This is a genomic window from Streptomyces sp. NPDC052299 (assembly GCF_040679335.1).
In the GTDB taxonomy this organism is placed as follows: domain Bacteria; phylum Actinomycetota; class Actinomycetes; order Streptomycetales; family Streptomycetaceae; genus Streptomyces.
In genome coordinates, this window is record NZ_JBFAUP010000006.1 from 313996 (window position 1) to 336864 (window position 22869).

22 protein-coding genes are annotated in these 22869 nt (G+C 71.9%); 13 read left to right on the forward strand and 9 right to left on the reverse strand.

Going from position 1 to position 22869, the window contains the following annotated elements; translation table 11 throughout:
• Positions 1-6: 6 nt before the first annotated feature.
• The gene (locus AB0L33_RS13270) at positions 7-2238 is read left to right on the forward strand and encodes a protein kinase (RefSeq protein WP_365680640.1); all 2232 of its coding nucleotides are present in this window, start codon (positions 7-9) and stop codon (positions 2236-2238) included.
• Between the two features lie 76 nt (positions 2239-2314).
• On the opposite strand, the gene AB0L33_RS13275 is transcribed toward AB0L33_RS13270, so the two are convergent.
• The 4 genes from AB0L33_RS13275 to AB0L33_RS13290 all read right to left on the reverse strand — a co-directional run bounded on the left by AB0L33_RS13275 (position 2315) and on the right by AB0L33_RS13290 (position 4945).
• Positions 2315-2782: a MarR family transcriptional regulator gene (locus tag AB0L33_RS13275; protein ID WP_365680643.1), complete on the reverse strand. Its 468-nt coding sequence runs from the start codon at positions 2780-2782 to the stop codon at positions 2315-2317.
• Between the two features lie 119 nt (positions 2783-2901).
• Positions 2902-3666, reverse strand: a complete 765-nt coding sequence (locus AB0L33_RS13280; RefSeq protein ID WP_365680645.1) for an AIM24 family protein — start codon at positions 3664-3666, stop codon at positions 2902-2904.
• Positions 3663-4313 carry an AIM24 family protein gene (locus AB0L33_RS13285; protein ID WP_365680647.1) on the reverse strand — a complete coding sequence of 217 codons (651 nt, stop codon included), beginning with the start codon at positions 4311-4313 and terminating at the stop codon, positions 3663-3665. Before AB0L33_RS13285 ends, AB0L33_RS13280 begins: the two co-directional genes overlap by 4 nt.
• Positions 4313-4945, reverse strand: a complete 633-nt coding sequence (locus AB0L33_RS13290) for an AIM24 family protein (protein ID WP_365680829.1) — start codon at positions 4943-4945, stop codon at positions 4313-4315. The genes AB0L33_RS13285 and AB0L33_RS13290 overlap by 1 nt, the downstream gene beginning before the upstream one ends.
• Before the next feature lie 248 nt (positions 4946-5193).
• On the opposite strand from AB0L33_RS13290, the gene AB0L33_RS13295 reads away from it, so the two are divergent.
• Together AB0L33_RS13295 and AB0L33_RS13300 are read left to right on the forward strand one after the other, a co-directional pair.
• On the forward strand, positions 5194-5544 hold the full coding sequence (locus AB0L33_RS13295; RefSeq protein WP_018102592.1) for a DUF3817 domain-containing protein: 351 nt from the start codon (positions 5194-5196) through the stop codon (positions 5542-5544).
• Positions 5541-5834, forward strand: a complete 294-nt coding sequence (locus tag AB0L33_RS13300) for an MTH1187 family thiamine-binding protein (RefSeq protein WP_365680649.1) — start codon at positions 5541-5543, stop codon at positions 5832-5834. The genes AB0L33_RS13295 and AB0L33_RS13300 overlap by 4 nt, the downstream gene beginning before the upstream one ends.
• 47 nt (positions 5835-5881) lie before the next feature.
• Here the strand turns inward: AB0L33_RS13300 and AB0L33_RS13305 are convergent, their stop codons facing one another.
• Positions 5882-6865, reverse strand: a complete 984-nt coding sequence (locus tag AB0L33_RS13305) for a DUF5937 family protein (protein WP_365680651.1) — start codon at positions 6863-6865, stop codon at positions 5882-5884.
• 73 nt (positions 6866-6938) lie between these two features.
• On the opposite strand from AB0L33_RS13305, the gene AB0L33_RS13310 reads away from it, so the two are divergent.
• The 4 genes from AB0L33_RS13310 (at position 6939) to AB0L33_RS13325 (ending at position 11019) form a co-directional block, all read left to right on the forward strand.
• Positions 6939-8318, forward strand: a complete 1380-nt coding sequence (locus AB0L33_RS13310; RefSeq protein ID WP_365680653.1) for an MFS transporter — start codon at positions 6939-6941, stop codon at positions 8316-8318.
• A gap of 10 nt (positions 8319-8328) precedes the next feature.
• Positions 8329-8838 (forward strand): MarR family transcriptional regulator, encoded by a 510-nt coding sequence (locus AB0L33_RS13315; RefSeq protein WP_365680831.1) that lies wholly within the window; start codon positions 8329-8331, stop codon positions 8836-8838.
• A 65-nt stretch (positions 8839-8903) separates the two neighbouring features.
• Positions 8904-9239, forward strand: coding sequence for a DUF3817 domain-containing protein (locus tag AB0L33_RS13320; RefSeq protein ID WP_365680655.1), 336 nt, complete (start codon positions 8904-8906; stop codon positions 9237-9239).
• Between the two features lie 79 nt (positions 9240-9318).
• Positions 9319-11019 carry a methylmalonyl-CoA mutase family protein gene (locus AB0L33_RS13325; RefSeq protein WP_365680658.1) on the forward strand — a complete coding sequence of 567 codons (1701 nt, stop codon included), beginning with the start codon at positions 9319-9321 and terminating at the stop codon, positions 11017-11019.
• Here the strand turns inward: AB0L33_RS13325 and AB0L33_RS13330 are convergent.
• Complete coding sequence (locus tag AB0L33_RS13330; protein ID WP_164400279.1) at positions 10995-11654, reverse strand: TetR/AcrR family transcriptional regulator; 660 nt, start codon at positions 11652-11654, stop codon at positions 10995-10997. The genes AB0L33_RS13325 and AB0L33_RS13330 overlap by 25 nt on opposite strands.
• Before the next feature lie 316 nt (positions 11655-11970).
• Between AB0L33_RS13330 and AB0L33_RS13335 the strand changes: the two genes are divergently transcribed.
• The 6 genes from AB0L33_RS13335 (at position 11971) to AB0L33_RS13360 (ending at position 17967) form a co-directional block, all read left to right on the forward strand.
• On the forward strand, positions 11971-12942 hold the full coding sequence (locus AB0L33_RS13335) for a tetratricopeptide repeat protein (protein ID WP_365680661.1): 972 nt from the start codon (positions 11971-11973) through the stop codon (positions 12940-12942).
• 678 nt (positions 12943-13620) lie between these two features.
• Positions 13621-14226, forward strand: coding sequence for a DUF6230 family protein (locus tag AB0L33_RS13340; RefSeq protein WP_365680832.1), 606 nt, complete (start codon positions 13621-13623; stop codon positions 14224-14226).
• 96 nt (positions 14227-14322) lie between these two features.
• The gene (locus AB0L33_RS13345) at positions 14323-14892 is read left to right on the forward strand and encodes a DUF6114 domain-containing protein (RefSeq protein ID WP_365680662.1); all 570 of its coding nucleotides are present in this window, start codon (positions 14323-14325) and stop codon (positions 14890-14892) included.
• Positions 14882-16171: a hypothetical protein gene (locus AB0L33_RS13350; RefSeq protein ID WP_365680664.1), complete on the forward strand. Its 1290-nt coding sequence runs from the start codon at positions 14882-14884 to the stop codon at positions 16169-16171. The genes AB0L33_RS13345 and AB0L33_RS13350 overlap by 11 nt, the downstream gene beginning before the upstream one ends.
• 91 nt (positions 16172-16262) lie before the next feature.
• Positions 16263-17219 carry a hypothetical protein gene (locus AB0L33_RS13355; protein WP_365680834.1) on the forward strand — a complete coding sequence of 319 codons (957 nt, stop codon included), beginning with the start codon at positions 16263-16265 and terminating at the stop codon, positions 17217-17219.
• Positions 17203-17967: a hypothetical protein gene (locus tag AB0L33_RS13360; protein WP_365680666.1), complete on the forward strand. Its 765-nt coding sequence runs from the start codon at positions 17203-17205 to the stop codon at positions 17965-17967. Before AB0L33_RS13355 ends, AB0L33_RS13360 begins: the two co-directional genes overlap by 17 nt.
• Positions 17968-18036: 69 nt before the next feature.
• On the opposite strand, the gene pyk is transcribed toward AB0L33_RS13360, so the two are convergent.
• The 3 genes from pyk to pta form a co-directional block, all read right to left on the reverse strand.
• Positions 18037-19461, reverse strand: coding sequence for a pyruvate kinase (gene pyk / locus AB0L33_RS13365; RefSeq protein WP_365680667.1), 1425 nt, complete (start codon positions 19459-19461; stop codon positions 18037-18039).
• Positions 19462-19535: 74 nt separating this feature from the next.
• Positions 19536-20774, reverse strand: coding sequence for an acetate kinase (locus AB0L33_RS13370; RefSeq protein ID WP_365680670.1), 1239 nt, complete (start codon positions 20772-20774; stop codon positions 19536-19538).
• Between the two features lie 5 nt (positions 20775-20779).
• Positions 20780-22852, reverse strand: a complete 2073-nt coding sequence (gene pta / locus AB0L33_RS13375; protein ID WP_365680672.1) for a phosphate acetyltransferase — start codon at positions 22850-22852, stop codon at positions 20780-20782.
• Between the last annotated feature and the right edge of the window lie 17 nt (positions 22853-22869).

Here is a 22869-nt window from a genome sequence, read left to right on the forward strand (position 1 = left end):
CGCACAGTGATCCAGCCGCTGCCGCCCGGGCGGGCCCGGCTGACCGGCCCCTACCAGTTGCTCGGGCTGCTCGGCGCGGGCGGCATGGGCGAGGTCTATCTCGCCCGGCCCGTGGGCGGCCCGCCGGGGCTCGTCGCCCTCAAGACCGTCCGCCCCGACCTGGACCTGGACGACGGCTTCCGGGTCCGCTTCCGCCGCGAGATCGCCGCCGCCGAGGCCGTCCGCAGCCCGCACACCGCCGCGCTGGTGGACGGCGACGCGAGCGCCCGGCTGCCGTGGCTGGCCACCGAGTACGTGCCGGGGCCGTCGCTCGCCGAGGCGGTGGCCCGGGGCGGACCGCTTCCCGAACCGGTGGTGCGGGCCCTCGGCGCCGGTCTCGCCCTGGCCCTCGCGGACATGCACGCCGTACGCGTCCTGCACCGCGACCTGAAGCCGGGCAACGTGCTCCTCGGGCCGGACGGGCCCAAGGTCATCGACTTCGGGATCGCCCAGGCGTTCGACGCCACCCAGCTCACCCGCACCGGCGTCGTCGTCGGCAGCCCCGGCTACATCTCGCCCGAGCACGTCAACGGCTCCCGGGCCCTGGTGCCCGCGTCCGACGTGTTCTGCCTGGGCGCGGTGCTGGCGTTCGCGGCGACCGGCCGCGGGCCCTTCGACGACTCCGACATGGCCGCCGTGATCTTCCGGATCTCGCGGGGCGAGGCCGAGCTCTCTCGCGTACCGCCCGCCCTGCGCCCGCTGATCGAGGCGTGCCTGCACACCGACCCGGCGGCCCGGCCCGCGCCCGGCCGCCTGGCGGAGCTGCTGCTGCCGGAACGGCCCGCGCCGGGCGCCTTCCCGTGGACCGACGCGGTACGGGGGCAGCTGGCCGCCCACGCGGCGGCGGCCGGTGCCTGCGCACGGGCGGCGGGGCCCGCACCGGCCGCCCCGCCGCTCCCGCCGCACCACCCGGCGTTCGCCCGCACTCCGGCCGTCCCGGTCGCGGTGCCCGGGGCCCGGAAGCGCGGCAGGCGGCTGCGGCTCGGGCTCGCCGCGCTGGCGACGGCGGGGTGCGTCGCCCTCGGCGCGGTCCTCCTCCCGGGGCTGTTCTCCGGTGACGACGGACGGGACGACGCGGCCGGGGGCGCCCGGCCGACGGCGTCCGCGGGCGCGGGACGGGTCGTTTTCCCCGGCGCGGACCCGGGCCGCACCGGTGACTTCGGCACGGCGGCTGCCGACGTCGCCACCCGCCCGGAGGGCTGGCGGACCTGGCACACCCAGGTGGACGACGGCCGGGTCGAGTGCGTGCACGCCGGCGCGTCAGTGGTGTGCGCGGGCCCCCGCCGGATCACCGCCCTGGCGGCGGCGGACGGCAAGCGGCTGTGGCGCGGCGCGCGGACGGAGTCCGGTCCCACGTCGGTGGCGGCGGTCCTGGACGGCACGGTGTACGCCTTCGAGGGCGGCGCGCTGGTGGCGCGGGCGCTGTCCGACGGCGCCGAGAAGTGGCGCGACCGGCTGCCGGACGGGGTGGCCGCGGTGGACTCCGCGCAGTCGGGCGACACCCTGTACTACGCCACGAGGGCGCGCGGTTCCGCGACGGGCCGGCTGACCGCGCGCCGCCTCACGGGCGGCCGGGACCGGATCTGGGACGAGGAGTGGCGGGAGACCTCGGAGACCCCCGAACTCCTCCTGGACGACGGCCGCCTGGTCGCGGCGGGCGACGCGGTGACGGTCCTGAAGGCGTCGGACGGGGCCCGCGTAGCGGAGTCCGGGACGCCGTGCCGCACCCCGGCCCTGAAGGGGCGCCGGCTCCTCTGCGCGAGCGCGGACGGCCTCACCGTGCTCGACGTGACGTCCCCCGGGAAGCGGCGCACGCTCCTGCCCGGCGTGAACATCGCGTACCGCCCCGCGCTGGCGTCCGGTGACACGGTCGTGGTCAGCAGCGCGGACCGGATCTACGGGGTGGACCTGGCGTCCGGCGGGACGCGGTGGTCTACGTGCGACTGCGACGAGGCCATGGCCCAGTCGGGCGCGCCGTTCGTCGTCGGGGACCGCGCGGTGATCGTGCAGGGCTACGGTCCGGCGGCGGTGCCGCTCGCGTCGGAGGGCGAGGTCCTGCCGAGGGGCGGCGAGGTCAAGGGCTGGCCGAAGCCGGCGATGGAGCGCTTCGACCCGGCGACGGTGTCCTTCGTCGCCCAGGGCGACACGGTGCTCGCCGGCTTCGAGAACGGCACGGTGCTGTCGGCGTACGCGCCGTGACCGGGGCGGTCGCGGGGGCGCTGCCCCCGAACCCCCGCTCCTCAACCGCCGGAGGGGCTTGAGCGTCCCTCCGCCCCTACCGCTGGCCCCGCAAGTGCTCCGCGACCGGCGTCAACGCCGCCCGCAGCTCCGCCAGGGCCTCCGGGGACAACAGGTCCACGAAGTGACGGCGCACGGACGCCACGTGGTGCGGCGCCACCCGCCGCATCGTCTCCGCCCCCTCCTCCGTCAGCACCGCGTACAGCCCCCGCCGGTCCGACTCGCAGTTCTCCCGCCGGACCAGACCCGCGCTCTCCATGCGCGTGATCTGGTGCGAGAGCCGGCTCTTGGACTGCAGGGTCGCGCCCGCGAGGTCGCTCATCCGCATCCGGCGGTCGTCCGACTCCGAGAGGTTGACGAGGATCTCGTAGTCGTTCATGGTCAGGCCGAACGGCTGGAGGTCCTTCTCCAGCTGGTGGGTCAGCAGTCTGCTGACGTCCAGGTGGGTGCGCCAGGTGCACTGCTCGGCATCGCTCAGCCAGCGGGTGGCCGTCTCGGTCTCCATGTATGGATTCTACCTAAGAAGTTGAAAGCCGGACGAAGTCTGGGGATGTGACACCCGGCACCGCGCACGCGGGCCGCGCCGGGCGCAGGCATTCGACGTCACACTCCGCAGACTACCGTTCACAAACCGAAGCGACGCTGGAGGTCTCCCAGCTGACCGGGGGCCCGGGGGGTCTGCCCCGGCCCCGCGCCGCCGCCCGGCACTCCCGCCTGGTGCGGCACCGCCCCCGTCGGCTGTTCGGCCATCAGCTGCTCGGAGGACTGGAGCAGCACCGTACCGGCGCCGACGAACTCGAACTGGTGCTCCTCGCCCGAGGCGCCGCCGATCCCGGTCAGCCCGCGCAGGCCGCCGAGGAGACCGGTCATGTAGCCGTGGTCGTAGTGGTGGCAGGGGGACGGGCAGTCCGCCCAGCCGACCAGTGCCTGCGGGTCCACCCGCAGCGGGGGCTCCATGAAGACCACCGGCCCGTTGGACGCGGCGACGAACTTGCCGGTGCCGATCAGCGTCAGGAAGCCGGGCACGATCGACTGCTTCAGCGCCAGCGACGGCTGGTACGCGAGCAGGTTGCCGGACCGGATGGTCAGGTTCCCGTCGTCCAGGTCGTAGGAGTTCACGTCGAACGCCCGGTCCGCGAGCAGCATCTTGCCGCTGCCCTCGGCCACCACCCAGTCGCTCGCGTGCAGCGGGGAGTGGAAGCTGGCGCGGACCAGCCGCTCGAAGCGGCCGTGCCCGATGCCGTCGAAGTTGATCTGCCCGTAGTAGGCGATCATCTTGCCCTTCTGGAGGAACCACTGGCTCCCCTTGAGTTCCACGCAGAAGGTGTACGCGTTGACGTTGTCGTCCGCCGGCAGCGTCATCGGGTCGAAGACCACGGGCCCGTTCACAGCTTCTCCTCCGACGCCTGGACGTACACCGCACCGCTGCCGCTCAGCTCCAGCTGGAAGCCCTCGCCCGAGCCGCGGCCCACCATCTCGCGCCATCCGAGCGCGGTGGAGAGCTTGTTGCGCACGTCGCCGTGGTGGGCGACGTACGCCTGGGGATCGACGTGCACGTCGCGGCCCGGCGCGATCGGCAGCTCGATCACCCCGCCGTGCGCCATGACGGCCACCGCCCCGTGCCCCTGGAGCGTCGTGGTGAAGAGGCCCTGCCCGGTCACCTGACCGCGCACCATGCCCATCACCCCGCCCTGCGAGCCCATGAACATCGTGCCCTGCTGCAGCGTGCCGTCGAAGGCGAGCAGCCGGTCCGCCTCCACGTAGAGGGTGTCCCCGGAGAGGTTGATCACGTGGATGTGGTGGCCGCCGTGGCCGAACATCACCGTGCCGTTGCCCTCGACCGTCATCAGCGGGGTGGCCTCGTTCGCCAGCCGGCGGCCGATCATCGACCTCATCCCGCCCTGGCCGCCCTGGATGTTCGGGGTGAACGCCACCTCGCCCCGGTACGCCAGCATCGCTCCGCGCTGGCTGAACATCTTCTGGCCGGGGACCACCGTCGCCTCGACCATCTTCGAGTTGATCTCACGGAACGGCATCAGACGTTCCCCCCGATCGTGTTCCGCTCGCTGGGCTGCACGTAGACCAGTCCGTCGCCCTCGAACCGGATCTGGAAGGACTCGCCGGAGCCCTCGCCGATCAGCGTCCGGAAGTTCACCCCGGACTGGAAGTTCTGCTGGAGGTTGCCCTGGTGGGCGATGTACGCGCCCGGGTCCACGAACAGCGGGTACTGGGGGGAGACCCGTAGCACCACGGCCGTGCCGTCCGACATGATCGCCGCCTGCCCGGTCCCCTCGACGGTGGTGGTGAACAGGCCGTTGCCCGTCGCCCCGCCGCGCAGGCCGGTGAACGTGGTGCCGGTGCGCAGCCCCGCGTCGGTGCAGAGCAGATTGCTCGCCTCGACGTACAGCTTGTCGCCGTGCAGCGTGACGAGGTTGACCTCGCTCGCCCGGTCCGCGAAGTAGCAGGTGCCCTGCCCGGTCACCTGCATGACCGCCATCGACTCACCGGTCAGCCTGCGGGTCACCATCCCGCGCAGTCCCTCACCGCCGCCCGTCATCTTCTTGAACGTCATCTGGCCCTCGTACGCGACCATCGAGCCGTTCTTCGCCTTGACGGCATCGCCTGCCAGATCGACGGCGAGCGTCTTGTTTCCCTCAAGCCGGAACATTGCCACCCGGCGAAAATAGCCGCAGCCGCCACCGCCGGAACAGGGGCAGTCGGGCCATCGGGCCCCCGTGACCGCCTCTGATACGCATCCGGTACGGGACCCGGACACGACGGGGACGTACGCCCCGCGGAACACCGGGCGGGGGCGACGGGACCCGCCGCCGGACGTGCCCGCCCGCGATGTCACAATGGATGCCGCTTGTGCGTGCGTTCACAAGCTGTCACGCCCCTCCCACCGAAGGTGCCCCCGTGGACATCAAGACCGCCACCGCCCTGCACCGGCTGCGCCTCATCTCGATTCCCGAGGCGCTGTCCTTCCCGGCGCTGATCCTCTTCGGCTCGGTGCTGAGCCGGGTCTCCGACATCGACTTCCTGATGATGCCGCTGGGCATGCTGCACGGCGTGCTCTTCGTGATCTACGTCGTGCTGCTGCTCGACGTGTGGGCGAAGACCAAGTGGCCGCTGAAGCGCGTCGCGTTCTTCTTCCTGCTGTGCGTGCTGCCGTTCGGCGGTCTGTACGGGGACAAGGTGCTCAAGCGCTACGAGGCGGACAGCGTCATCGCCGCCCGGGCCCGCCGCGAAGGCACGGTCAGCGCATGATCGTCGCCTTCTCCGTCAGCCCGCTCGGGGTCGGCGAGGACGTCGGCGAGTACGTCGCCGACGCCGTCCGGGTCGTCCGCGAGTCGGGGCTGCCGAACCGCACGGACGCCATGTTCACCTCCATCGAGGGGGAGTGGGACGAGGTCATGGAGGTCGTCAAGCGCGCGGTGGCCGCCGTCGAGGCGCGGGCCGGCCGGGTCTCCCTGGTCCTGAAGGCGGACATCCGTCCCGGGGTCACGGACGGGCTGACCTCCAAGGTCGAGACGGTCGAGCGCTACCTCGCGGAGTGACCCCCGCACCTGTGACGAGCCCCTGCCGGTCCCGGCGGGGGCTTCCGTCATTCCGGCACGGCGAGGGCGATCCCCAGCGGCGTCCGCTCGTACAGCACCTGGTGCCCGTAGCGCCGTGAGGTCAGCAGCCCCGCCGCTCGCAGCACCGACAGGTGCTCCGACACGGACGACGGCGCGAGGCCGAGCCGGTGGGCGAGCGCGCTCGTCCCCGCGGGCTCGTCCAGCGCGCACAGCACGTCCGCCCGCGCCCGCCCGAGCAGCCGCGCCAGCGCCTCGGGGGTGCTCGCGCCCGGCTCCGTCCACAGGCCCCCGATGCCACGCGCCGGATAGACGACGGCCGGGAGCCAGGGGTCCTCGAAGCCGCCGACCGTGGCCGGCCAGACGAAGACGGACGGCATCAGCACCAGACCCTGGCCGCCCAGCACCCGGGAGTGCAGGCTCTTCGTGTCGGAGATGGTCAGCGTCGAGCCCGACCAGCTCAGCCGGGGGCTCAGCTCACCGAGCAGCCGCTCGAAACCGACCGCCGCCAACCGCCGCGAGTGGTACGCCACATCGGCCTCCAGGAGCGCGCGCAGCCGGGGCCAGTGCGGCGCGACCAGCACCTCCCAGGCCCGCTCCAGCAGGTCCGCCAGCTCCCGCAGGCTCCGCACCGGATCGGCCAGCAACGCCTGCCCGGCGGGCGAACCCAGCGCCCCCGGCCGGCCTCGGAGCGAGGTCGCGATGTCCTGCCGGACCAGCTCCGGAGCGACCGCCCGCACCGCCGCGATCTCCTCCTCGAAGGAGGCCAGCGGCCCCACGGGCGGCGGCGAGAAGAAGTCCGGACAGTGCCCGCCGTCCGGCATCAGCAGCCACAGCGGCCCGAGTTCGAGCCCGGCCGCCGCGTCCCGGATCCGGCGCAGCCACGGCAGGTGGTAGCCCTGCTGCTCCGGCCGCGCCAGCACCCGCACCGCCGCCTGGGTCTCCCAGAGCGGGGAGACGGCGAAACGGCAGCGCAGCAGGTCGCTCCCGTCGAAATGCAGCTGGGAGGACATCGGCGCACCCCGGAAGATTCGGCTGGGGCCGAAAGTCTACGGCCCGGGCGCCCCGGTCCCGCAGGCTGCGCCCATGCCGAGAGACACCACCGATCCCCGGGCGGGCCACCACACCCCCGACAGCCCGGACCCCGCCACCGCCGGACCGGCCGTTCTCCCGGCCCCGCCCCCGGAGCGCCCCGGCCCCCCCGACCCGAGCGGGCCGGCCGCGCCCCGGGGGTACCGCGCGGTCTTCGCCGTGCGCGAGTTCCGGGCGGTCTTCGCCGCACATCTGCTCTCGCTCCTCGGCGTCGTCGTCAGCGAGCTGGCGCTCACCGTCCTCGTCTACGACCTCACCTCCTCGCCCCTGCTCAGCGCCCTGACCTTCGCGCTCGGCATGCTGCCGTACCTCGTCGGCGGCACCCTGCTCGGCGGGGTCGCCGACCGCTTCCCCGCCCGCCGGGTCCTGGTCACCTGCGACCTGGTCTGCGCGGTCTGCGTCGCCGTGATGGTGCTGCCGGGCACCCCGGTCGCCGGGCTGCTGCTGCTGCGCTGCCTGGTCGCCGCCGTCTCGCCGGTCTTCACCGGGACGCGGATGGCCGCGCTCACCGACATCCTCGGCGAGGGCGAGCTGTTCGTGCTGGGGCGCTCGCTGCTGCGGATCGTCTCGCAGGGGTCGCTGCTCGCCGGGTTCGGCGTCGGCGGGGTGCTGCTGACCGTGCTCACGCCGCGCGGTGCGATCACGATCACCGTCGGCACCTTCCTCTGCTCGGCGGCGCTGCTGCGCCTCGGCACCCGTGACCGGCCCGCCCGGGCCCGCGAAGGCGGCGGCGGTCTGCTGGGGGAGTCCCTGTCCGGTGCCCGGCTGGTCCTCGGCCACCGCCGCCTCCGGGCGCTCCTGCTGCTGTTCTGGCTGCCCCCGCTGTTCGTCGTCGCCCCGGAGGCGGTCGCCGCGCCGTACGCGGACGAGATCGGCGTCGGCCCGGCCGCGCTCGGGCTGCTGATGTGCGCCATGCCCGTCGGCCACATCGCCTCCGAGCTGTACGCCGGCACCGCGCTGCGCCCGCGCACCCGGGAACGGATCGTGCTGCCGCTGGCCGCCGCCGGGCTGCTGCCCCTCGCGGCGTACGCGCTGACGCCGGGCGTCGCCGTGGCGGCCGTCGCACTGGTGGTCACCGGGGCCTCGTCCGCGTACGTCATCGGCCTCGACCAGTGGTTCGTCGCCGAGGTCCCCGAGGAGCTGCGCGGGCGGGCCATGACGCTGCTCACCGCGGGGCTCATGACGATCCAGGGCGTCGGGATGGCGCTCACCGGGCTCGCCGCCGAGTTCTTCCCCGTCCACCTGGTGGTCGCCGGGGCGGCCGTCCTCGGCACGCTCTGCCTGCTCGCGCTCGTCGCCGAGGTCCGCAGGACGGCACCCGGGCCCGGGACCGAAGTGCGAGACGGGGAGGACCGGCAAGTTCCCCATGGGTAAGGTCGTGGCCGTGCCGAAGCCGCTCAGCCTTCCCTTCGATCCCATCGCCCGCGCCGACGAGCTCTGGCAGCAGCGCTGGGGCCCGGTCCCGTCCATGGGGGCGATCACCTCGATCATGCGGGCGCAGCAGATCCTGCTCGCCGAGGTCGACGCCGTCGTCAAGCCGTACGGGCTGACCTTCGCGCGGTACGAGGCGCTGGTGCTGCTCACCTTCTCCAGGGCGGGCGAGCTGCCGATGTCCAAGATCGGCGAGCGGCTGATGGTCCACCCGACGTCCGTGACGAACACGGTGGACCGCCTGGTGCGCTCCGGCCTGGTCGACAAGCGCCCGAACCCGAACGACGGGCGCGGCACGCTGGCCTCCATCACGGACAAGGGCCGCGAGGTCGTGGAATCGGCCACCCGGGACCTGGTCGCCATGGAGTTCGGGCTCGGGGTGTACGACGCCGAGGAGTGCGCCGAGATCTTCGCGCTGCTGCGCCCCCTGCGCATCGCCGCGCAGGACTTCGAGGAGATCTGAGAGGCGCCGTTCCGGTGCCCGGCCCGCTGCAAGATCGCCCCGGACGTCCGGTTACGCTCGTTGGCATGAAACGCAGTGTGCTGACCCGATACCGGGTGATGGCTTACGTCACCGCCGTCATGTTGCTGATCCTCTGCGTGTGCATGATCTTCAAATACGGCTTCGACAAGGGCGAGGGCCTGACGTTGGTCGTCTCCCAGATCCACGGCGTGCTGTACATCATCTACCTGATCTTCGCCTTCGACCTGGGCTCCAAGGCGAAGTGGCCCGTGGGCAAGCTCCTCTGGGTGCTCATCTCGGGCACGATCCCGACGGCCGCGTTCTTCGTGGAGCGCAAGGTCGTCCGCGAGGTCGAGCCGCTGGTCGCGGACGCGTCGCCCGCGGCCCCGGCGAACGTCTGACACCACCGAACCGCCCCGCGCGAAGCGCCGGGCGGTTTGTCATCGACATTTACTAGGACGTCCTAGTAAATTGGAGGGCATGGACGCTGACGCGATCGAGGAAGGCCGCCGCCGCTGGCAGGCCCGTTACGACAAGGCCCGCAAGCGTGACGCGGACTTCACCACGCTGTCCGGGGACCCGGTGGAGCCGGTGTACGGCCCCCGCCCCGGGGACGCGTACGAGGGCTTCGAGCGGATCGGCTGGCCCGGCGAGTACCCCTTCACCCGGGGGCTCCACCCGACCGGCTACCGGGGCCGCACCTGGACCATCCGCCAGTTCGCCGGCTTCGGCAACGCCGAGCAGACGAACGAGCGCTACAAGATGATCCTGGCCGCGGGCGGCGGCGGCCTCAGCGTGGCCTTCGACATGCCGACGCTGATGGGCCGCGACTCCGACGACCCCCGCGCGCTCGGCGAGGTCGGCCACTGCGGCGTCGCCATCGACTCCGCCGCCGACATGGAGGTCCTGTTCAAGGACATCCCGCTCGGTGACGTCACGACGTCGATGACGATCAGCGGCCCGGCGGTCCCGGTCTTCTGCATGTACCTGGTCGCCGCCGAACGGCAGGGCGTCGACCCGGCCGTCCTCAACGGCACGCTCCAGACCGACATCTTCAAGGAGTACATCGCGCAGAAGGAGTGGCTGTTCCAGCCCGAGCCCCATCTGCGCCTCATCGGCGACCTGATGGAGCACTGCGCGAGCTCCATCCCCGCGTACAAGCCGCTCTCCGTCTCCGGCTACCACATCCGCGAGGCCGGGGCGACGGCCGCGCAGGAGCTGGCGTACACCCTCGCCGACGGCTTCGGCTACGTGGAGCTCGGCCTCTCCCGCGGCCTCGACGTCGACACCTTCGCGCCCGGCCTGTCCTTCTTCTTCGACGCGCACCTCGACTTCTTCGAGGAGATCGCCAAGTTCCGCGCCGCCCGCCGCATCTGGGCCCGCTGGATGAAGGAGACGTACGGCGCGAAGACCGACAAGGCCCAGTGGCTCCGCTTCCACACCCAGACCGCCGGGGTCTCGCTCACCGCCCAGCAGCCGTACAACAACGTCGTACGCACGGCCGTCGAGGCCCTGTCCGCCGTCCTCGGCGGCACCAACTCGCTGCACACCAACGCCCTCGACGAGACCCTGGCACTCCCCTCCGAGCAGGCCGCCGAGATCGCGCTGCGCACTCAGCAGGTGCTGATGGAGGAGACCGGCGTCGCCAACGTGGCCGACCCGCTGGGCGGTTCCTGGTACGTGGAGCAGCTGACCGACCGCATCGAGGCCGACGCCGAGAAGATCTTCGAGCAGATCAAGGAGCGCGGCACCCGCGCCCACCCGGACGGGCAGCACCCGGTCGGCCCGATGACCTCCGGCATCCTGCGCGGCATCGAGGACGGCTGGTTCACCGGCGAGATCGCGGAGTCCGCGTTCCGCTACCAGCAGGCCCTGGAGAAGGGCGACAAGAAGGTCGTCGGCGTCAACACGGCGCACGGCTCGGTCACCGGCGACCTGGAGATCCTGCGCGTCAGCCACGAGGTCGAGCGCGAGCAGGTGCGCGTCCTCGCGGACCGCAAGCGGGGCCGCGACGACGCCCGGGTCAGGAGTGCCCTCGAAGCGATGCTGGCCGCCGCCCGCGACGGCTCCAACATGATCGCCCCGATGCTCGACGCGGTCCGCGCGGAGGCGACCCTCGGCGAGATCTGCGGCGTCCTGCGCGACGAGTGGGGCGTCTACACGGAGCCCGCGGGCTTCTGACGTACCGGCTGGCCGGCGGCGGCGCCCAGGCCCGCCAGCAGGAGCAGCGTGAAGCGCCGGGCCCAGTCGGCATCGACGGGCTCGGCGCTCACCAGGGTCCGGTGCACCACCGCACCGGCGATCACATCGAAGATCAGGTCCGCCGTCAGGTCCGCGGTGGCCTCGTCCGGCTCGACGGGCAGCTCGCCGCGCTCCTGCGCCCGCCGCCGCCCCTGGAGCACGAGCCGCTTCTGCCGGTTCACGATCGAGTCGCGGATGCGGGCCCGCAGCGCCTCGTCCCGCGTCGACTCGGCGACCACCGCCATCAGCGCGGTCCGGGTCTCCGGCCGGTCGAGCAGCGCGGCGAACTGGAGCACGACCGCCTCCACATCGGCGGCGAGGCTGCCCAGGTCCGGCATCTCCAGCTCGTCGAAGAGGACCGCGACCGCGTCCACGACCAGCTCGTTCTTGCCCGCCCAGCGCCGGTAGAGGGTCGTCTTGGCGACCCCGGCCCGCGTTGCCACGTCCCCCATGGTCAGCTTCGACCAGCCGAGGTCCACCAGCGAGGCTCTCGTCGCCTCCAGGATCGCCTCGTCGGCCTCGGCGCTGCGCGGGCGTCCCGATCGTGCGGGTTTGGGGTGGCTGCGGCTGAGCATGCGGCGACCATACCCGCCAGTAGGTAAATCCGACCGGCCCCGGAAGCCGTGAGACAGATCACCGAACACTCTTGTGCGTGAGGGGGCGCGGCCAGTTACGCTACGGGTCGTAGCGTAAGGCGACGGTCCGGACCGTCGCAGTCGCCACGAACGAACGACAGCCACAGGCGCCGGGTGGGGACCGGGCGCCGAACCGGGTCCTTGAGGGGCCCCGGACCGTGTCTGTCCGTCCACCCCGCACACCGGCGGGGCCGCGGACGGGCGCGGTTCACGTATCGCTTTCCGGAACGGCGCACCGAAGGGGGAGGATGTACGCATGCAGCCCAGAAACATGTCCATGAGCGGCGTCGTCGACCTCGCCGCGGTGAAGGCGGCCGGAGAGGCCAAGGCGAAGGCGGAGCAGGCGCGCGCCGAGTCCGCACGCCAGGGCGGCCCCGCGGCCGTCCCCGCGTCCTCCCTCGTGATCGACGTCAACGAGGCGGACTTCGAGAACGACGTCCTGCAGCGCTCCGCCGAAGTGCCCGTCGTCATCGACTTCTGGGCCGAGTGGTGCGAGCCGTGCAAGCAGCTGGGCCCGCTCCTGGAGCGCCTGGCCCACGAGTACAACGGCCGCTTCCTGCTGGCCAAGGTCGACGTCGACGCCAACCAGATGCTGATGCAGCAGTTCGGCATCCAGGGCATCCCGGCGGTCTTCGCGGTCGTCGCCGGACAGGCACTGCCCCTCTTCCAGGGCGCGGCCCCCGAGGCCCAGATCCGGCAGACCCTCGACCAGCTGATCCAGGTCGGCGAGGAGCGCTTCGGCCTGACCGGCATCGCGGTCGACCCGTCGGCGGCCGGTGAGCCGCAGGCGGCGGCCCCGGCGCCGCCCGGCCCGTACGACTCCCTGCTGGAGGCGGCCGCCCGGGCGCTGGACGCCAACGACTTCGCGGGTGCCGTCCAGGCGTACAAGAACGTCCTGTCCGACGACCCGGCCAACACCGAGGCGAAGCTGGGCCTCGCCCAGGCCGAGCTGCTGTCCCGGGTGCAGGCGACGGACCCGCAGAAGGTGCGCACCGAGGCGGCGGAGAAGCCGGCCGACGCGGACGCGCAGATGGCGGCGGCCGACCTCGACCTGGTCGGCGGCCACGTCGAGGACGCCTTCGGGCGGCTCGTGGAGACCGTGCGCCGCACGTTCGGCGAGGACCGCGACCGGGTCCGGCTGCGGCTGCTCGACCTCTTCGAGGTGATCGGCCCGGAGGACCCGAGGGTCGGTGCCGCGCGGACCGCGCTCGCGCGCGTCCTGTTCTGATCCGGTCTGTCCGATCCGATTGTTCTGAACTGACAACACGGCCGCGGCGGCCCCCGGGCGCCGCGGCCGTTTTCGCGATCAGGCGATAAGTGAGGGCCCTGCTTTACCAAATCTTGATAAAAGCACGGCCTGTTACTCGCAGTAAATCGATCTTTGCGGTCTGTCCTGTTTCGATCGCTCTTCCTCCCTTTCGTCCGTCGGCTCGGGACAACCCTGTGTGGCCGCTTGGTGCCAGCAGGTCGTGGCCCGGTTATGGGGGCGTTACCAGTGAGTAACGAACCCCCTTGTGTCCCGGCCGGGAATGGACCACGATCGGCCACGCTCGGTCCAATAACGCCAGTCCGGCTGCCAGTCGGGAGCGGCGGCTCCGTTGGGTCCCCACCGGGCGGGCCGGCGGCAGTGGCGCCGGCTCCGGACAGGGGGGTTCCTGCCGGTCGGCAGGGCCTGTCCGATCGGGTCGCGCACACGCGCGGCCAGTGGTTGTCGCTCGGGGGTGATCGCCGGTGAAGCGGACGCGCTACAGCCTCCGTTCGCGGGCGTTCTCCTTTCCGAGGACGTAGCACTTCTCCCATCCCAGGTCGGGCAGGATGCCTGGCCGGAGATGTACGTCCGAGAAGGAGGAAAAGTATGAGTTCCCAGGTTCGCGGTGGCACGAGATGGAAGCGTTTCGCTGTCGTCATGGTGCCGAGCGTCATAGCCACCGCCGCCGTCGGCGTCGGTCTGGCTCAGGGCGCGCTCGCCGCGTCCTTCAGCGTGTCGGGCCAGGAGTTCAAGGTCACGGCGCAGGAGCTGAACGGCGAGGGCTTCGTCCAGTACGGCAGCATCGCGACCGAGGACGGCGCCGACCCCACGAAGGACAACGGCAAGGCACACGCCGTGGCCGTCTCCGGGTTCCGTCACGCCACCATCACCAACATGTGCCAGTCGGTGGTCACGCCCAACCTGCCGTTCGGGCTGGGCAGCATCACGCTGCGGCTCAAGGCGGGCGACCCGAAGGACACCGACAAGAAGGTCGACGCCACCGGGCTCTACCTCGACGTCTCGGAGCTCAAGGGTGACGCCGAGTTCGGCAACATCGACATCGGTGTGCGCTCGGGCGACCTGAAGAACCCGGGCATCCAGCCCGACGCCGGGAAGTACGTCAACCCGAACGGGTTCGCGCAGCGGGCGGACACCGCCAAGCTGACGGGTGTCCAGCAGCGGGCGTGGGCCACCACGGCAGGAACGTTCAAGCTGCCTGGCCTGAAGCTGTCGCTGTCCAAGGGCGTCAACGAGTGCTACTAGGGCACTAGCCCGGGCGGCCGGGGGCGCACCACGGGTCCCCGGCCGCCCACCCTTCTCCTTCTCACAGCAGTACCGGTTCCCAGGGAGCTGTTTTCCATGAGCCCCGAATCCCAAGGGCAGAACGAGCACTACCTCTCCGTCGCCCGGCGAGGCTTCCGCACCTGGCGGGGTGACCGGCCGTTCTGGGCCGGACTGTTCACCATGCTGGGCGGCGTGCCCATCATGTACTTCCCGTACGCGAACATGCACCTCGGAAACGTGACGCTGGCGATGTCCACCACGGCCGGGGCCGGTTCGCTGATCATCGGTGTCCTGCTCGTCACGCTGGGCCTGACGATGTGGTTCCACAGCATCGTCCGCGTGTTCGCCGGTGTCGCGGCGATTCTGCTGGCCCTCATCTCCATACCCGTCGCCAACATCGGCGGCTTCCTCATCGGCTTCATCTTCGCCCTGCTCGGCGGCGCGCTCTCCGTGTCCTGGGCCCCGGGCGTACCCCCGTCGGAGGCGGAGCCCGCTTCCGCCGAGGAGGCCCCGGAGACCGTCTCGTTCGCGAAGGACGAGCCGCTTCCCGAGGGCGCGCTGCACGGCGCGGGCATCCCCGAGCAGCAGGCTGCCCCGTACGACACCACGGTCGAGACCGAGGGCGGGAGGCACCGTGCGGGGTGACGACGAGCAGATGAACGGCGCGGACGAGAGCGGGACCCGGGAACGCAGAGGTCCCCGCCACGCCGCCCCCAGGAAGTCGCTGCTGACGAAGCTCCACATGCCCGCGGGCAAGAAGGCGTTCGCGCTCGCCGCGATGCCGACGGCGGTCTTCGTCGGGATGGGCCTCACGCCCCGGCTGGCGATGGCCGACGACTCGACGGACATCCCCTTCGCGCCCGGCCCCTGCGTCACGCGCTCGGACGAGCCGAGCGAGTCGGCGGACCCGACGCCGTCCGCGTCGAAGACGCCGTCCCCCGCCACGAGCGAGAGCGCGAAGCCGGCGCCGGGAGCGACCGGCGATGCGACCCCGAAGCCCACGGCCACGGGCTCGGCGGACGACACCGCGAAGAGCACCGACACCGCGAAGAAGAGCACCGACGCCGCACCGGCCGAGACCCCGGCCGCCACGCCGTCGCCCACGAAGACGACGAATCCGCTCGACCCGCTGGGCCTCGGCGACGCGCTCAAGGACCTCTTCGACGGCCCGGACAAGGAGACGGCGAGCCCGTCCCCGAGCCCCACCACGGCCTCCCCGAAGCCGTCCGCGTCCCCCTCGGAGGACACCAAGGACGAGGCTCCGGCGAAGCAGACCACCGACGCGGCCAAGGGCACGGTCGACCAGACCACCGAGGCCATCCGCGAGGCGGCCGGCAAGGCGGGCCGGACGGTCGAGGAGCTGGACGAGGACGTCAAGGGCACCGACGCCAAGAAGGACGAGGACATCCCGGACGGCGCCAAGGAGCCGTTCCCGTGCCCCACCGCGGACCCGGAGGCCCTGGCCAACGCGAAGCTGGAGCCGGGCATCCCCAACCTGCCCACCGACCCGTGGATCCTGGAGAGCTCGCTGCTCACCCTGAACGGGCTCGACTACAAGGGCATCGTGGAGGTGCGCACGGGCGACGGCGCCACCAAGAAGGTGCTGAAGTTCACCGCGTCCTCGATCGACATCAAGGACCTGCACCAGAAGACGACCGGCCCGATCCCGGGCACCACGGGCCACGTGCAGGCGCGCAAGGGCTCCACCTCCACCATCCGCAACGGCACGGTGACGATGTACACGGAGGAGCTGAAGGGCAACCTCTTCGGCCTCATCCCGATCACCTTCAGCCCGGAGACCCCGCCCCCGCTCAACGTTCCGTTCGCCTTCTTCACCAAGGTGAAGGTCACCCAGGCCGGCCAGTTCGGCGGCACGCTCACCGTCCCGGGACTGCACAACTACTTCACCGAGGACGGCGTCTGACGCCGCTCGGTAGCATGGCCACGGCCCGCCGCCCCACGGGGTGCGGGCCGTCGCCATGCTCGTCAAGGTCTGCGGGGGACAGGTGAGTTCGTTGTACGCGGCACAGCCGGGGGAAGCGCGTATCGCAGCGGGGGACGGACCGGGAGTCGGGGTCTACCGGCCCCGGTTCTTCGATCCGGGGGAGGACCACTTCGGGCGCATCCGCGCCGAGCACGCGTTCCAGTCGCTGACGGAGTCCACCAAGGCCGGTACGGCGCACCGCACCGGGATCTACCTCACGCCCGTCACCCGCGAGGGGGACGCGCTGCACTTCCGGCTGCTCCGGTGCTCCACGAACCTCTCGGGGCCGACCGAGAACTTCCGCGCGACCGACACGGAGATCGTCGACGCGCTGAACCGGGAGGCGGCCACGCTCTTCCGGGACCACGCGCCGCTCAACCACGTGCTGGCGCAGACGTACCACAACACCCGCGCCACCACGGAGCGGAAGCAGACCAAGGCCCGGATCTCGTCGCACGCCGACAAGACCAAGGACATGCCCCGCAACGGCATCATGGCCTTCTGCACCTTCTACGACCGGCTCGACGGGCTGAGCCCCATGGCCGACGACCCCCGTGACTACGGCGTGGGCCGCGCCAGCGCGCTGACCCGGCTGCGCTTCCGGCTCAAGGACCCGGCCGCCGAACGCGAGGACCGGCCCGCGCAGTTCACGCTGACGCTCCACCCCGGGTCCGTCTTCTTCATGCCGCTGTCCACCAACCGCCTGTACACGCACGAGGTCCGGCCCTCCACGCTGAACGCCGAGCACCTGCCGACCCGGCTGGGATACGTGGTGCGCTGTTCGAGCACCGAGGCCGTGCACCGTGACGGGCGTACGTACCTCAAGGGCGCCGCGGGCCCCGTGGAGCTGGAGCAGCCCACCGAGGCGGGCATGGCGGAGCTGCGCGGGCTGTACGCCGAGGAGAACCGGTCCACCTCGTTCATCGAGTACGGCGACCGGTTCCGCTTCAGCATGAACGCGGGGGATTACCGTGCTCCCCGGATCTGAGGACATCGTCCGGTGCTCGCTGCCGGGGGAGGGGGACCGCTTCGCGGAGCTGTGTGCTGCGACGCCCATGGAGGACGTCGGGAAGGGCCGGAAGGGCGCCGTGCTCACCAGGCCGGACGCGGAGGGCGGCGTACCGCTCGTACGGACGACCACGCGGTACGCGCGTCCCGCGCTGCGCTTCCGGGACGTACACGAGCGGCTGGCCCGGGAGGTGCGCGAGCGCGCGGGGCTCCCGGCCGCCTTCGACAACGCGCTGGCCGAGCGTTACACGAGCGCGTACACGACGATGGGGCGCCACTGCGACCAGGCGCTCGACCTGGCGGACGGCTCGTACATCGCGGTCTTCTCCTGCTACCGGGACCCGGAGGCGGACCCGCGCCGGAAGCTGGTCTTCGAGGCGAAGGAGCAGCCGGACGCCGGGGTGCTGGAGATCCCGCTCGTCCACAACGGCGTGGTCGCCTTCTCCGTGGCGGCCAACCGGCGCCTGAGGCACCGGATCGTCGCGGACCCGGCGGGCGGGCCGGGGGACAACGAGTGGCTGGGCCTCACGTTCCGGACGTCGAAGACCCTCCTCCGCTTCCGCGACGGGGTGCCGTACCTCCCGCAGGGCGTACCGCTCACGCTCGCGGACGAGGAGCGGGCGCGCGCGTTCTACGGGCTGCGGCGCCGCGAGAACGGCGAGACGGACTTCGCGTACCCCGCGCTGAGCTGCACCGTCAGCGCGAGCGACCTGCTGCCGCCGGTCTGAGCCCGGATGCGGCGGTGCCCCCGGTCCCGGAGCGCTCCGGAACCGGGGGCACCGCCCACGACGGGCAGGTCAGCCCTGGCCGCCCAGGTGGTGGACGCGGACCATGTTGGTCGTGCCGGGGACGCCGGGGGGCGAACCGGCCGTGATGACCATCGTGTCACCGGCGTTGTAGCGGCCGAGCTTCAGCAGCTCCGAGTCGACCAGGTCCACCATCGCGTCCGTGTTGTCCACGTGCGGGACGACGTGCGCCTCGACGCCCCAGCTGAGGGCCAGCTGATTGCGGGTGGCCTCGTCCGTGGTGAAGGCCAGGATCGGCTGGGCGGCGCGGTAGCGGGACAGACGGCGGGCGGTGTCACCGGACTTGGTGAAGGCGACCAGCGCCTCGCCGCCCAGGAAGTCCGCGATCTCGCAGGCCGCGCGGGCCACCGAACCGCCCTGGGTGCGGGGCTTCTTGCCCGGCACCAGCGGCTGGAGGCCCTTGGAGAGCAGCTCCTCCTCGGCGGCGACCACGATCTTCGACATGGTCTTGACGGTCTCGATCGGGTACGCGCCGACCGAGGACTCCGCGGAGAGCATGACCGCGTCCGCGCCGTCCAGGATCGCGTTGGCGACGTCGGACGCCTCGGCGCGGGTCGGGCGGGAGTTGGTGATCATCGACTCCATCATCTGGGTCGCCACGACCACCGGCTTGGCGTTGCGCCGGCACAGCTCCACCAGGCGCTTCTGCACCATCGGGACCTTCTCCAGCGGATATTCGACGGCGAGGTCGCCACGGGCGACCATCACACCGTCGAACGCCATGACGATGCCCTCCATGTGCTCGACGGCCTGCGGCTTCTCCACCTTGGCGATGACGGGGACCCGGCGGCCCTCCTCGTCCATCACCTTGTGGACGTCCTTGATGTCGTTGGCGTCCCGGACGAAGGAGAGCGCGACCAGGTCGGCGCCCATGCGGAGCGCGAAGCGCAGGTCCTCGACGTCCTTCTCGGACAGGGCCGGGACGTTGACCGCGGCACCCGGCAGGTTGATCCCCTTGTGGTCGGAGATCACCCCGCCCTCGATGACGATGGTGTGGACCCGGGGGCCGTCTACGGAGACGACCTTGAGCTCGACGTTGCCGTCGTTGATCAGGATCGGGTCGCCCTTGGCGACGTCACCGGGCAGGCCCTTGTAGGTCGTGCCGCAGATCGACTTGTCCCCGGGGACGTCCTCGGCGGTGATGACGAACTCGTCCCCGCGGACCAGCTCGACCGGACCCTCGGCGAACTTCGCCAGGCGGATCTTCGGGCCCTGGAGGTCGGCGAGCACGCCGACCGCCCGCCCGGTCTCGGCGGCGGCCTTGCGGACCCGGTCGTAACGACCCTGGTGTTCCGCGTGGGAGCCGTGACTGAAGTTGAAACGGGCCACGCTCATGCCGGCCTCGATCAGAGCGACGAGCTGCTCGTGGGAGTCGACGGCGGGGCCGAGGGTGCAGACGATTTTGGAACGGCGCATGAGGCGGATCCTATCGGTTTGTTTCACTGCGGAATATTCCGGCTGGTGGAAGATACAAAAGGGCGGGGGGCCGCTCAGTTGTCGACCAGTGCGAAGGTCTGGGTGGCGATCTCCAGCTCCTCGTCGGTCGGCACCACGGCGACCGCGACCCGGGCGTAATCCGGCGAGATCAGCCGCGGCACGCCGGACCGTACGGCGTTGAGATCCGCGTCCACCGCGAGGCCCAGCTCCTCCAGACCGGCGATGGCAGCCTCCCGTACCGGGGCGGAGTTCTCGCCCACCCCCGCCGTGAAGACCACGGCGTCCACCCGGCCGAGCACCGCCGAATAGGCGCCGATGTACTTCTTCAGCCGGTGGACGTAGATGTCGAAGGCGAGCGCGGCACGCTCGTCGCCCTCGTCCACCCGGCGCCGGATCTCCCGCATGTCGTTGTCACCGCACAGCCCCACCAGGCCGCTCTTCTTGTTGAGCAGGACGTCGATCTCGTCCGCCGACATCCCCGCCACCCGCTTCAGATGGAAGGTGACGGCCGGATCGATGTCCCCGGACCGGGTACCCATCACCAGCCCCTCCAAGGGGGTCAGGCCCATCGACGTCTCCACGCACCGCCCGCCCGCGACCGCCGACGCGGACGCCCCGTTGCCCAGGTGCAGCACGATGACGTTGACGTCCGCCGGCTCCTTGCCCAGCAGCTCGGCCGCCTTGCGGGAGACGTACGCGTGCGAGGTGCCGTGGAAGCCGTAGCGGCGGATGCGGTGGGCGTCGGCCGTCTCCACGTCGATCGCGTACCGCGCCGCGTACTCCGGCATCGTCGTGTGGAACGCCGTGTCGAACACCGCCACCTGCGGCAGGTCCGGGCGCAGCGAACGGGCGGTGCGGATGCCCGTGATGTTGGCCGGGTTGTGCAGTGGTGCCACGGGGACCAGGCGCTCGATCTCCTTCAGGACCTCGTCGGTGATCACGGTCGGCTCGGTGAACCGGAGGCCGCCGTGCACCACCCGGTGCCCGATCGCCGCCAGCTCGGGGGAGTCCAGGCCGAGCCCGTCGGCGGCCAGCTCCTCGGCCGCCGCCTTCAGTGCCTCGTCGTGGTCGGCGATCCGGCCCTCGCGCTCCCGGGGCCCGCCGCGGCCGGGCGGCGGGGTGTGCACGAGCCGGGAGGTCTCCTCGCCGATCCGCTCGACCAGACCGGACGCCATCCGGGAGCGGTCGTCCATGTCCAGCAGCTGGTACTTCACGGAGGACGAGCCGGAGTTGAGCACGAGCACCCAGCCCGGCTTCCGGGCCGCCGCGTCTTCGGTGTTCGGGGTGGTCATGCGGGTCACTCCTCGCCCTGGGCCTGGATCGCCGTGATGGCCACGGTATTCACGATGTCCTGCACGAGCGCGCCCCGGGACAGGTCGTTGACCGGCTTGCGCAGCCCCTGGAGGACCGGGCCGACCGCCACCGCGCCCGCCGAGCGCTGCACGGCCTTGTAGGTGTTGTTGCCGGTGTTGAGGTCCGGGAAGATCAGGACCGTCGCCTGCCCGGCCACCTCCGACTCCGGCAGCTTGGTCGCGGCCACGCTCGGCTCGACCGCCGCGTCGTACTGGATGGGACCCTCGATCCTCAGGTCCGGGCGGCTCCCGCGCACCCGGTCCGTCGCCTCGCGCACCTTGTCGACGTCGGCGCCGGTGCCCGAGGTCCCGGTCGAGTACGACAGCATCGCGATCCGCGGGTCGACGCCGAAGCGGGCGGCCGTGGCGGCGGACTGCACGGCGATGTCCGCGAGCTGCTCGGCGTCCGGGTCCGGGTTGACCGCGCAGTCGCCGTACACCAGCACCTTGTCGGCGAGGCACATGAAGAAGACCGAGGACACGATGGACGCGTCCGGCTTGGTCTTGATGATCTCGAAGGCGGGCCGGATGGTCGCCGCCGTGGAGTGCACCGCGCCGGAGACCATCCCGTCGGCCAGGCCCTCCTGCACCATCAGCGTGCCGAAGTAGTTGACGTCCGACACCACGTCGTACGCCAGCTCGACCGTCACCCCGCGGTGCGCCCGCAGCTGTGCGTACCGCTCGGCGAACGACTGGCGCAGCTCCGAGGTCTGCGGGTCGATGAGCTGGGTCCCGGCCAGGTCGATGCCGAGGTCGGCGGCCTTCTTGCGGACGACGTCCGGGTCGCCGAGCAGCGTGAGGTCGCAGACGTCCCGGCGCATCAGCACGTCGGCCGCGCGCAGCACGCGCTCCTCGGTGCCCTCCGGCAGCACCACCCGGCGCCGGTCCGCGCGCGCCTGCTCCAGCAGCTCGTGCTCGAACATCATCGGCGTGACCCGGCCGCTGCGGGCGACCGAGATCCGGTCGAGGAGGGCGGCGGTGTCGACATGGCGCTCGAAGAGGCCGAGCGCGGTCTCCGCCTTGCGCGGGGTCGCCGCGCCCAGCCTGCCCTCCAGGGCGAAGAGCTCCGCGGCGGTGGGGAAGGAGCCGCCGGCCACCGAGACGACCGGGGTGCCCGGTGCGAGCCGCGCGGCCAGCGTGAGTATCTCCTCGCCGGGCCGCTCGTCCAGGGTCAGCAGCACCCCGGCGATCGGCGGCGTCCCGGCGCTGTGCGCGGCGAGCGAGCCGACCACCAGGTCCGCGCGGTCCCCGGGCGTCACCACCATGCACCCCGGGGTCAGCGCCTTCAGCAGGTTCGGGAGCATCGCCCCGCCGAAGACGAAGTCCAGCGCGTCCCGGGCGAGCCCGGAGTCGTCGCCGAGCAGCACCGTGCCGCCCAGGGCCGCGGTGATCTGCGCGACCGTCGGCGCCGAGAGGGCCGGCTCGTCCGGCAGCACCGAGCAGGGGACCGGCAGGGTCGCGGTGAGGCGTTCCGCGACGACGTCCCGGTCGGCGGGGGCCACCCGGTTCACGATCATCGCGAGCACGTCGCAGCCCAGGCCCGAGTACGCCCGGTACGCGTTGCGGGTCTCGGCGCGCACCGACTCCGCGTTCTGGTCCTTGCCGCCGACCACCGCGATCACCGAGGCGCCGAACTCGTTGGCCAGCCGGGCGTTGAGCGCCAGCTCGTCCGGGAGCTGGGTCGCGGCGAAGTCGGTGCCGAGGACGAGGACCACCTCGTAGTCGACGGCCACCCGGTGGAAGCGCTCGACCAGCCGGGAGACGAGTTCGTCGGTGCCCTGCTCGGCCTGGATCGCGGACGCCTCGTGGTAGTCCATCCCGTAGACGGTGCCCGGGTCCTGGGAGAGCCGGTAGCGGGCCCGCAGCAACTCGAACAGCCGGTCGGGGTCGTCGTGGACCAGGGGGCGGAACACCCCGACCCGGTCCACCTGGCGGGTCAGCAGCTCCATGACGCCCAGGTCCACGACCTGGCGGCCGTCTCCCCGGTCGATCCCGGTCACGTACACGCTGCGCGTCACGCGTGCTCTCCCGTCGT

Bases quoted from the DNA above. Each gene is read 5' to 3' on its own strand.
- AB0L33_RS13275 (WP_365680643.1), bottom strand. From the start codon at position 2,782: ATGGAGACCGAGACGGCCACCCGCTGGCTGAGCGATGCCGAGCAGTGC.
- AB0L33_RS13285 (WP_365680647.1), bottom strand. From the start codon at position 4,313: ATGCCGTTCCGTGAGATCAACTCGAAGATGGTCGAGGCGACGGTGGTC.
- AB0L33_RS13290 (WP_365680829.1), bottom strand. From the start codon at position 4,945: ATGTTCCGGCTTGAGGGAAACAAGACGCTCGCCGTCGATCTGGCAGGC.
- AB0L33_RS13300 (WP_365680649.1), top strand. From the start codon at position 5,541: ATGATCGTCGCCTTCTCCGTCAGCCCGCTCGGGGTCGGCGAGGACGTC.
- AB0L33_RS13305 (WP_365680651.1), bottom strand. From the start codon at position 6,865: ATGTCCTCCCAGCTGCATTTCGACGGGAGCGACCTGCTGCGCTGCCGT.
- AB0L33_RS13310 (WP_365680653.1), top strand. From the start codon at position 6,939: ATGCCGAGAGACACCACCGATCCCCGGGCGGGCCACCACACCCCCGAC.
- AB0L33_RS13320 (WP_365680655.1), top strand. From the start codon at position 8,904: ATGAAACGCAGTGTGCTGACCCGATACCGGGTGATGGCTTACGTCACC.
- AB0L33_RS13325 (WP_365680658.1), top strand. From the start codon at position 9,319: ATGGACGCTGACGCGATCGAGGAAGGCCGCCGCCGCTGGCAGGCCCGT.
- AB0L33_RS13330 (WP_164400279.1), bottom strand. From the start codon at position 11,654: ATGCTCAGCCGCAGCCACCCCAAACCCGCACGATCGGGACGCCCGCGC.
- AB0L33_RS13335 (WP_365680661.1), top strand. From the start codon at position 11,971: ATGCAGCCCAGAAACATGTCCATGAGCGGCGTCGTCGACCTCGCCGCG.
- AB0L33_RS13340 (WP_365680832.1), top strand. From the start codon at position 13,621: ATGGTGCCGAGCGTCATAGCCACCGCCGCCGTCGGCGTCGGTCTGGCT.
- AB0L33_RS13345 (WP_365680662.1), top strand. From the start codon at position 14,323: ATGAGCCCCGAATCCCAAGGGCAGAACGAGCACTACCTCTCCGTCGCC.
- pyk (WP_365680667.1), bottom strand. From the start codon at position 19,461: ATGCGCCGTTCCAAAATCGTCTGCACCCTCGGCCCCGCCGTCGACTCC.
- AB0L33_RS13370 (WP_365680670.1), bottom strand. From the start codon at position 20,774: ATGACCACCCCGAACACCGAAGACGCGGCGGCCCGGAAGCCGGGCTGG.